The organism is Streptomyces sp. UNOC14_S4 (assembly GCF_020740835.1).
In the GTDB taxonomy this organism is placed as follows: Bacteria; Actinomycetota; Actinomycetes; order Streptomycetales; family Streptomycetaceae; genus Streptomyces.
This window is the reverse complement of the sequence record NZ_JAINFC010000334.1, coordinates 1-8,545: the sequence shown is the minus strand read 5'-3', so window position 1 is coordinate 8,545 and position 8,545 is coordinate 1. Positions and strand designations below refer to the sequence as shown.

Sequence of the window (8,545 nt, the reverse complement as noted above, 5' to 3'; positions counted from 1 at the left end):
CAGGTGGGGGGGGGGGTGGGAAGTGTTTCCGGGGGCTGCGCCCCCGGACCCCGTGGTGGGCACAACCGGGAGGTGGCAGGAAGGGCGCGCCCCGAAAGGGGCGCGGGGAACTGCGCGACCAGCCGTCCACGACCCGCAGTCGCGAACCGGGCCCGGGTGGCAACCCGGTGGGCGCACCGGCCACTGGCCTGCAGACGCGCGCGCAGCGCAAGAGGCCCCCCGGTAGGCGCGCCGCGCAGCGACCGGCAGCCGCACACGGTGCCAAGGCCGGAACGAGGCAGGCCCGGGGCGCAGCCCCGGCAAGAATCAGACGCGACGCCGCGAAGGCGAAGCGACCGTATCGACACTCTCCCCCCGCGCCACCTTCGTCAGCGCCTCCGCCACGACCTCCGTCTCCTCCTCCGTCAGGTACGCTGAGAAGTGCCGCCGGATGCCCCGCATATAGGCCGGCGCCGTCGCCCGCAGGGCTTCCCGGCCGTCCTCCGTGATGACGGCCCAGACCACGCGCTTGTCCGCGGCGTCGGCCTCCTTGCGGACCAGGCCCACGCGGACCATCTCGTCGACCAGGCGGCTGACCCGGGTCCGGCTCAGGACCACGCGCTCGGCGACCTCCTGCATCCGCAGTCCGTGCTCGCCCGCGGCCTTGAGTTCCAGGAGCACGTCGTACCACGTCAAGGGGACGCGGCCCTCGCGCTGCACGTCGCTCTCGATCGCGCGGACGGCTGTGTTGTGGGCGAGCAGCAGTGCTCGCCATGCCTCGATGTCCACATCCCCTTTGCTCACGGGCAAAGTATATCGACGCTTGTGTGCGTCCGCACGCACTTGCTAGTGTGTGTGCAGACGCACGGAAAGCTTTCGACCCCGGAAGGGATGGCGACCATGGTCCGCAGCATCGGACGTGACGACGTCAAGAAGAAGATCGACAGTGGTTCGGTGACGGTCGTCGAGGCCCTGCCCGCCTCGTACTACGAGGAGGCGCACCTGCCCGGCGCCCTGAACCTCCCGCACGACGCGGTGGACGCGCTCGCTCCGGGCCTGCTGCCCGACAAGCAGGCGGAGATCATCGTCTACTGCTCCAACACCCCCTGCCCGAACTCCGGCATCGCCTCCCAGCGGCTGACCGAGCTCGGCTACGCGAACGTGTACGAGTACGGCGAGGGCAAGCAGGACTGGATCGACGCCGGTCTGCCGACCGAGTCCGGTCCCGCCCGCGCCTCCTGACGACCAGGAATCCCGACGATCAGGAAGGGGATACCCATGACCAGCTCTGCTTCCCCCACCCGCGAGGTGAACGGCGTCCAGCTGCCGTCCGCCGGCACGTGGAAGGTCGACCCCGGCCACGCCGAAGTCGGCTTCGTGGGCCGCCACTTCATGCTCACCAAGGTCCGCGGCCGGTTCACCGGCGTCGAGGCCTCCGTCGAGGTCGGCGAGCGCCCCGAGGACAGCCGGGTCACCGCGGTCATCGACATGGCCAGCGTCGACAGCGGCGACAAGACCCGCGACGACCACCTGCGCTCCGGGGACTTCTTCGACGTGGAGAAGCACCCCAAGGCCACCTTCGCCTCGACGTCGGTGACCTGGCAGGGCGACAAGGGCAAGATGACCGGTGACCTCACCATCAAGGGCGTGACGCGCCCCGTCACCCTGGAGGTCGACTACCTCGGCTACGCCCGGGACCCGTGGAACAACGACCGCGCGGTGTTCTCGGCGCACGGCAAGGTCAACCGCGAGGACTGGGGCCTCACCTGGAACATGGCCCTGGAGACCGGCGGCATCCTCGTCTCCAAGGAGATCGAGCTGACGCTGGAGATCGAGACCATCCGCGAGGCCTGACGGCCACGTCCGACGGTCACGCACGACAGCCACGTGTGACACCCGCGGACGCGGCGCGCGCGGCCCGGCCCGACGGCCCGGCCCGCGTCGCCCGGTCCGTGTGACACATCGCACCGCCCCGTACGTCACCCCGCCGGTGGGTGTCACGTGCGGGGCGCTGCGCCATGCTCCGGGCGGCATATGCCGGTTCCCGGAATGGATCTCTTTCAATTCCGCACCGACCGGGGAATTCGCGGAACGATCTTGACCCATGTAAAGCATTCACCGGCCCGGTAATTTCGTGATCATGCACTCAGGCCCAAGAATTTCCGGTCATGAGAACGCTTGCTCGCCCCTTGTCGGTATGGCATAGTCCTGCGCGTCGGACCGCGGTCCGCAAACGGGGGAGAGACAGGAACATGGCACGTAATTTCAACCGTGTTCGCATCAGGATGCCGAACGGTCCGGGAGGGGCTTCGTGATCGAGGCATCGGCGAGCGGTGGACGGCCGGAGCGTGTTACTCGAGGATGTGCCGGGGCGGCAGGAAGGCGCAGACTCGGCACGGCTCTGCGCGCCTAGCCGCCGACACGCCCTGCGGCGACCGGAATTCGGGCCACCGGCCGGGACGACCGAGCGGCCCACATCCGAAGCAGCTCCACTCGGCGCTCATCGCGCAACGCGCGGCAGCGTCATGCGACGTTGCGCAATTTCTTCCGGAGCGCCCGCGGGCCGGAGTGCCGGCCGCGCACCACGCGGCATACGGGAGTGTTCCCGCCACGCATCCGCCACGTACCCATGACATACGTATCCACGACATACGTACCGACGACGCAGCCACGAAACACCGAACCATTCCCCGGCGACGGAGCCGCCCCTCCACGGCGGCACGGCCGGGTGAGGTGAACAGCGCCACGGGACCGTGCCGCAGGCGGCCGGTTCCGCACACAGAGCGCTCAGGGGGAGGAACCATGACCACCAGCAGCATCCGCACCGGCTCGCCCGAGACCCGCACCGGCGGGGCCCTCGTCGACCTGACCCAGCACGAGATCGAGGCGCTGCGGACCGAGTTCAACCTGGCCGACGCCCACACCCACCAGCGGCAGTCGGCGAGCCAGCAGCACATCGTGGCCCGCCTCCCGCAGCTGTGGTACGAGGCGGAGGAAGGGCTGCAGGAGACCTACGAACAGCGCTTCACCGACGCGTTCTTCCGGCTGCACCGGCAGCCGACCGCGCTCGCCAGGAAGAAGACCATGCTCTCCTACGCCGCGTCGATATCGACGATGGTGGTGGGGATGTACCTCAAGCAGCAGCGGATGGCGGTGACGCTCATCGAGCCCTGCTTCGACAATCTCTACGACGTCCTGGCCAATATGGGCGTGCCGCTCTACCCGATCGACGAATCGGCCCTCGCCGACCCCGACCGCATCTACGACGAGCTGCGCCGCCGGGTCCGTACGGACGCGCTGTTCCTGGTCGACCCGAACAACCCCACCGGGTTCAGCCTGCTCAAGCACGGCCGCCGCGGTTTCGAGGAAGTCGTCCGGTTCTGCAAGGATCACGACAAGCTGCTGGTGATTGATTTCTGCTTCGCCTCGTTCACGCTGTTCGATCCCGCGGTCGCCCGATTCGACATGTATGAACTCCTGGAGAATTCCGGGGTGCGTTACATGGCCATCGAGGACACCGGGAAGACCTGGCCGGTGCAGGACGCGAAATGCGCGATGCTCACCGTCAGCGACGATATCCACGAGGCGGTCTACAATCTCCACACCAGCGTTCTGCTGAATGTGTCGCCGTTCGTGCTGAACATGCTGACGGAGTACATCGAGGACTCCATCCAGGACGACCTCGCCTCCGTCCGCGACGTCCTCACCCGCAACCGCGAGACCGCAAGGAAGGCCTTGGACGGCACGGTTCTCGAATACCAGGAACCGGTGGTCGGCGTGAGCGTCGCCTGGTTCCGGATAGCCCACCCCGAGCTGACCGCCAGCGGGCTCCAGCGCGAACTCACCGGCGACGGCCTGTACCTGCTGCCCGGCCGCTACTTCTACTGGAGCCAGCCCGGCAAGGGGGAGAGCCACCTCCGTGTGGCCCTGGCCCGTGACCCGAAGATGTTCTCCGCGGCCATGTCCCGCCTGGCCCAGGCGCTCGACCGCCATGCCAGGTGAGCCTCCGGGACGCCCGGCGCCGGCGCCGGGGGAGGAGCGGGCGCCGTACGCGGGAGTGACCGTCGTCCTGGTGACCCCGCTGTCCGACCGGGGCGAGGTGCCCCGGCCGGACGTCGCCCGGCTGGTCGGCTCCGTACGGCCCCATGTGACCGCCCTGCTCCCGGCCCTCAGCACCGGCGAGGGCTGGGCCCTGACGGACCGTCAATGGCAGGACGTGGTCGGCCATGTGGTGGAGTGCGCCGACGGCACGCCGGTGCTCGCGGGCATCCAGTGCCCCACCACCGCCGAGGTCGCCGCGCGGGCCCGGCTCGCCGCGCGCCTCGGCGCCACCGCCGTCGTCGCCACCACCCCGTACGGACCCCACGTCACCCAGCGGGAGATGCACGACCACTACGCGGCCGTGGCCGACGCCGCCGGACTGCCCGTGGTCGTCTACCACGAATCCGTGATCTCCGGGAACACCATCGAACCCGCCACCCTGCTGCGGATCTGCGCCCTGCCCGGGACGGCCGCCGTCAAGGACTCGGCGGGCTCCCCGGCGGACACCCGCGCCCTGCTCGCCGCCGGGCCCGGAGTGCCGGTGCTCCAAGGGCTCGAAGACCTCGTGAGCGACTGCGGGGACGTCGACGGCTGGGTCATGGCCCTCGCCAACGTCGAACCCGCCCTGTGCGCAACCGCGTTCGCCACTCGCCCCGTCTACGACGGGGCGGTACGCGACGCCTGCGCGCACCACGGCCTGGACCGGCCCGACTGGTACCGGTCCCTCAAGGCCGAACTCCACCGCCGCCGGGTGATCGGAAGCGCCCGGACCGCGACACCAGAAGGGAGCCGCACATGAGGACACAGCCGGCACACGGCGACAGCGACCTCAAGCGGCTGTTCATCCACAACCGCGCCCTGCACGACGTCCGCACCCTCGCCGAGATCGAGCGCATCGAACGCGCGTGGATCGTCCCCCGGGTGGCCGAGCTGGAGGAGCGCACCCCGCCGCTCGCCTCGCGCGCGCAGTGGAAGGAGGCGCTCGACGGCCTGCTGGAGAAGGAGAGCGCGGGCACCCCGGCCGGCCACTGGCTCGCTGAAGAGGCGACACGGGATCAGCTGGCCTACGTCGTCGCCGAGTTCGCGCCGGACGGGCTGACCGAGGCGCAGAACTTCTTCCCGGCCATACCCCGCCTGCCCATCCGGTCCCAGATGGCCGTCATGCGCGTCCTCATCGACGAGTTCGGCTGCGGAAACCTTCAGCAGGCCCACTCCCAGCTCTACGCCGACCTCCTGGCCGAGCTCGGGCTCCCGGCCGACCTCGACGCCTACCTGGACCGCACCGGCGACGAGACCTACGCCTTCCTCGACGTCTTCTACTGGCTCACCCAGCGCGCGCCGCACGTCGAGTACTTCCTCGGCGCCCTCGCCTACCTGGAGGCCAGCATCCCGTCCGCGTTCACCGTCCAGGCCCGGGCCTGCGAACGCCTGGGCGTCACCCACGGCCGCTACTACACCGAGCACCTGCACATCGACACCTTCCACCGCACGGAGATGCAAGTCGCCATCCGCGAGTACGAAGCCGCCCACGGGCTGGACCCCACCCGGCTCTGGGTCGGCGCGCTGCTCCTCTCCGACCTGATCGGCACCGCCTTCGAGACGGCCGTCGCCCGGGCCCGGGAGGCGGCGTGAGCACCCCCGAAGCGCGCGGCGCCTCCGACGTACGCGGCGCCTCCGATATACGCGCTGTCGCCGTCGAACCGCTGCCGGGGGAGTGGGTGCGCGTCACCGTCGACGGACGGCCGTACGACATCGCGGCGGCCTGCCCGCACCGCAAGGGGCGGCTCGTCCACGGCTACGTCAACCCACGCACCCTGCGCATCACCTGCCCCCTGCACCGCTCCACCTTCGACCTCACCACCGGCTGCCAGATCTCCGGCCCCAGCGCCGGCCCGCTGCCGGTCCGCCCCGTCCCGGACGCGACGCAAGGAGAGCCACAGTGACCACCACGGCCCACGGCCCCGCACCGTACACGTACACGGCGGAACAGGTCTGGCTGCCCGCATCCGAACGGCTCACCGACTGGGACGCCTCCTTCCACGACCTGCTGCTCGGCGACGACCTCCGCATGGAGGCCTTCCGCGCGGCCGTTCACGAGGCCGTACGCCCCGGCGCGGCCGTCCTCGACCTCGGCACCGGCACCGGCATCCTCGCCCAGTGGGCCCTGGAGGCGGGCGCCCGCACGGTCTACGGCATCGAGTTCAACGCCGACGTGCTGCGCACCGCCTGCGAGCGGGTGACCGCCGCGGGGCACGGCGAGCGCTTCAGGCCCGTCCACGGCCTGTCCTTCGACGTCGAACTGCCCGAACGGGTCGACGTCGTCGTCTCCGAGATCATGGGCAACCTCGCCGACAACGAGGGCTTCGCCACGATCCTCGCCGACGCGCGCCGCCGCTTCCTCGCACCCGGCGGCGCCATGCTCCCGCGGCGCGTCGAGAGCTACCTCGTCCCGGTGTCCGCCCCCCGCGCCCACGCCCAGGTCCGGGCGGGCGTGCCGCAGGACGGCGGCGACGCGGAACAGTTCGCCGCGCTTCTCCGCGGCCGGGGTGCCCGGAGCCCCTTCGACCTCTACTACGACGTGGTCCTCCCGCTCGACGGCCACCTCGCCGCGCCGCGCGTCGTCCGCGTCTACGACCTGGAACGGCCCGAACGGCCCGAACAGCACGGACGGCCCGAACAGCCCGAACAGCCCGAGCCGTCCGCCACGTACCGGGTGCCGCTCGTCTTCACCGCCCACCGCGACGGCGTGCTGAGCGGCTTCAAGGGCTACTTCGTGGCCACGCTCTCGGACACCGTCGCCCTCGACATCTCCGGCGACGGGATCGCGGAACGCACCGCGTCCGACAGCTGGAAACACTGCTACCTGCCGATCGAACAGCAGGTCCGCCTCCGCCGCGGGGACCGCATCGTCCTCGACTTCGAGCGGACGGACAGCCCCGACGGCCCGTTCCGCCAGGGCTACCGCTGGGAGGGGCGGGTCATCTCGGGCGGTGAGGTGACCGCGCGGTTCGCGCACACCACCTCCTGACACATCGCCTCCTGGCACACCGCCCGACAACCGCACCACAGGCACTACTGGCACCACCCGTATCCGCCTCAGGGCCACCCAGGAACCGAGCAACCACACCATTCACGGGGGAAACACACGCATGCCAGAACCGCTCCGCACATACGACGTCGTCGCCCTGCACGTCCCCATCGCCTACAACGGCTTCGGCGACTACGACTCCAACGGCGCGCTCTACGCCCTCGCCGCCGACGCCGAGGAACTGCGGTCGATCGCCGCCACCTGGCCCACACCGTTCCCGGACTACCTCAAGGAGCCCGAGCGGGTGCCCAAGCCGCACCCGCTGATGCGGCCGCTCGTGCTGCGCGCCCGCCGCGGCGAGCGCCTGCGCGTCCGGCTCACCAACGAACTCGACCGCCCCACCGGCATCACCATGCAGGGCGTGCAGTACGACGCCCGCTTCCAGGACGGCCTGTCCGTCGGCCTCAACCCCGACACCAGTGTGCCGCCCGGCGGCGTCCGCGAGTACGAGTGGGTGTGCGAGCACGAGGGCGTGTTCCACTTCGGGAGCATGGCCGACGTGCGCGGGGAGGGCGCCCAGAGCCACGGCCTGATCGGGGCCCTCGTGGTCGAGTCCGAGAACGCCACCTGGACCGACCCGGAGACCGGCGGCGAACTCGCCTCCGGGCTGTACGCGGACGTCCACCTGCCCGAGCGCAGCTTCCGCGAGTTCGTCATCTTCATGATGGAGTACCCCAGCAACGACAACCCCGCCGACGTCTCGGCCCTCATGCCCATGGGCGGCATGCACGACATGGCGGCCATGACGGGTACGGGGCATTCCGAAGGGGCCGGGCCGGCCGCGCCGCACGGGCGGCACGCACGGCACGCGGGGAACGGGACCGCCGCGTACGACGACGATGCCGACGCCGACCGCCCCGACACCATGGCCGACCTCACCCCGCCCAACCTCGCCATGCTCCCGGTGAACCTGCGCATCGAGCCCATGGAATGGCGGATGTACCAGTACCAGCAGATGCTGGAGCGCGGGGAGCTCGACCCGGTGCGCGACGCCCAGACCGGCGAGGAGATGCACCACAGCTCCTGGATGTTCGGCGACCCCGCCACCCCCGTCCTGCGCGGCTACCAGGGCGACCCCACGGTGATCCGGCTCGTCCACGGCGGCATGCGCGACACCCACGTCTTCCACACGCACCTCCACCAGTGGCACACGGACCCGGACGACCCGAAGTCGCCGATCGTCGACTCCGTCAGCATCAGCCCCCAGGAGGGCCTCACCCTGGACCTCATCGGCGGCCTCGGCTCGAAGCAGGCCGCCGTGGGCGACGCCATCTGGCACTGCCACATGTACGTCCACTTCCACATGGGCATGTGGGGCCTGTTCCGGATGTTCGACACCCTCCAGGACGGCACCGGCCTCTACCCCGACGGCACCCTCATCGCCCCCCTCCAGCCGCTCCCGGACCGCGCGCCGCCGCCCCTGCCGACGCCCGAGCG

The 8,545-nt window shown here is 70.6% G+C and carries 9 protein-coding genes; 8 read left to right on the top strand and 1 reads right to left on the bottom strand.

The features are described 5' to 3' along the window. Positions 1–306 precede the first annotated feature (306 nt). Positions 307–783 (bottom strand): MarR family winged helix-turn-helix transcriptional regulator, encoded by a 477-nt coding sequence (locus K6I34_RS25345; RefSeq protein WP_229328806.1) that lies wholly within the window; start codon positions 781–783, stop codon positions 307–309. A gap of 96 nt (positions 784–879) precedes the next feature. Between K6I34_RS25345 and K6I34_RS25340 the strand changes: the two genes are divergently transcribed. The 8 genes from K6I34_RS25340 to K6I34_RS25305 all read left to right on the top strand — a co-directional run. Beyond that, positions 880–1,221 carry a rhodanese-like domain-containing protein gene (locus tag K6I34_RS25340; RefSeq protein ID WP_229328804.1) on the top strand — a complete coding sequence of 114 codons (342 nt, stop codon included), beginning with the start codon at positions 880–882 and terminating at the stop codon, positions 1,219–1,221. A gap of 36 nt (positions 1,222–1,257) precedes the next feature. Continuing rightward, positions 1,258–1,833: a YceI family protein gene (locus K6I34_RS25335; RefSeq protein WP_229328802.1), complete on the top strand. Its 576-nt coding sequence runs from the start codon at positions 1,258–1,260 to the stop codon at positions 1,831–1,833. Positions 1,834–2,781: 948 nt separating this feature from the next. Further along, positions 2,782–3,981 carry an aminotransferase class I/II-fold pyridoxal phosphate-dependent enzyme gene (locus K6I34_RS25330; protein ID WP_229328800.1) on the top strand — a complete coding sequence of 400 codons (1,200 nt, stop codon included), beginning with the start codon at positions 2,782–2,784 and terminating at the stop codon, positions 3,979–3,981. Further along, positions 3,971–4,819, top strand: a complete 849-nt coding sequence (locus K6I34_RS25325) for a dihydrodipicolinate synthase family protein (RefSeq protein ID WP_229328799.1) — start codon at positions 3,971–3,973, stop codon at positions 4,817–4,819. Before K6I34_RS25330 ends, K6I34_RS25325 begins: the two co-directional genes overlap by 11 nt. Continuing rightward, positions 4,816–5,652: an iron-containing redox enzyme family protein gene (locus K6I34_RS25320; RefSeq protein WP_229328797.1), complete on the top strand. Its 837-nt coding sequence runs from the start codon at positions 4,816–4,818 to the stop codon at positions 5,650–5,652. The genes K6I34_RS25325 and K6I34_RS25320 overlap by 4 nt, the downstream gene beginning before the upstream one ends. Continuing rightward, positions 5,649–5,963: a Rieske (2Fe-2S) protein gene (locus tag K6I34_RS25315; RefSeq protein WP_229328794.1), complete on the top strand. Its 315-nt coding sequence runs from the start codon at positions 5,649–5,651 to the stop codon at positions 5,961–5,963. The genes K6I34_RS25320 and K6I34_RS25315 overlap by 4 nt, the downstream gene beginning before the upstream one ends. Next, positions 5,960–7,048 (top strand): methyltransferase domain-containing protein, encoded by a 1,089-nt coding sequence (locus tag K6I34_RS25310; RefSeq protein WP_229328792.1) that lies wholly within the window; start codon positions 5,960–5,962, stop codon positions 7,046–7,048. Before K6I34_RS25315 ends, K6I34_RS25310 begins: the two co-directional genes overlap by 4 nt. 121 nt (positions 7,049–7,169) lie before the next feature. Continuing rightward, positions 7,170–8,545, top strand: a 1,376-nt coding sequence (locus K6I34_RS25305) for a multicopper oxidase domain-containing protein (protein ID WP_229328790.1), incomplete at its 3' end; no start/stop codon positions are given.

Bases quoted from the DNA above. Each gene is read 5' to 3' on its own strand.
- K6I34_RS25340 (WP_229328804.1), top strand. From the start codon at position 880: ATGGTCCGCAGCATCGGACGTGACGACGTCAAGAAGAAGATCGACAGT.
- K6I34_RS25335 (WP_229328802.1), top strand. From the start codon at position 1,258: ATGACCAGCTCTGCTTCCCCCACCCGCGAGGTGAACGGCGTCCAGCTG.
- K6I34_RS25320 (WP_229328797.1), top strand. From the start codon at position 4,816: ATGAGGACACAGCCGGCACACGGCGACAGCGACCTCAAGCGGCTGTTC.
- K6I34_RS25330 (WP_229328800.1), top strand. From the start codon at position 2,782: ATGACCACCAGCAGCATCCGCACCGGCTCGCCCGAGACCCGCACCGGC.
- K6I34_RS25325 (WP_229328799.1), top strand. From the start codon at position 3,971: ATGCCAGGTGAGCCTCCGGGACGCCCGGCGCCGGCGCCGGGGGAGGAG.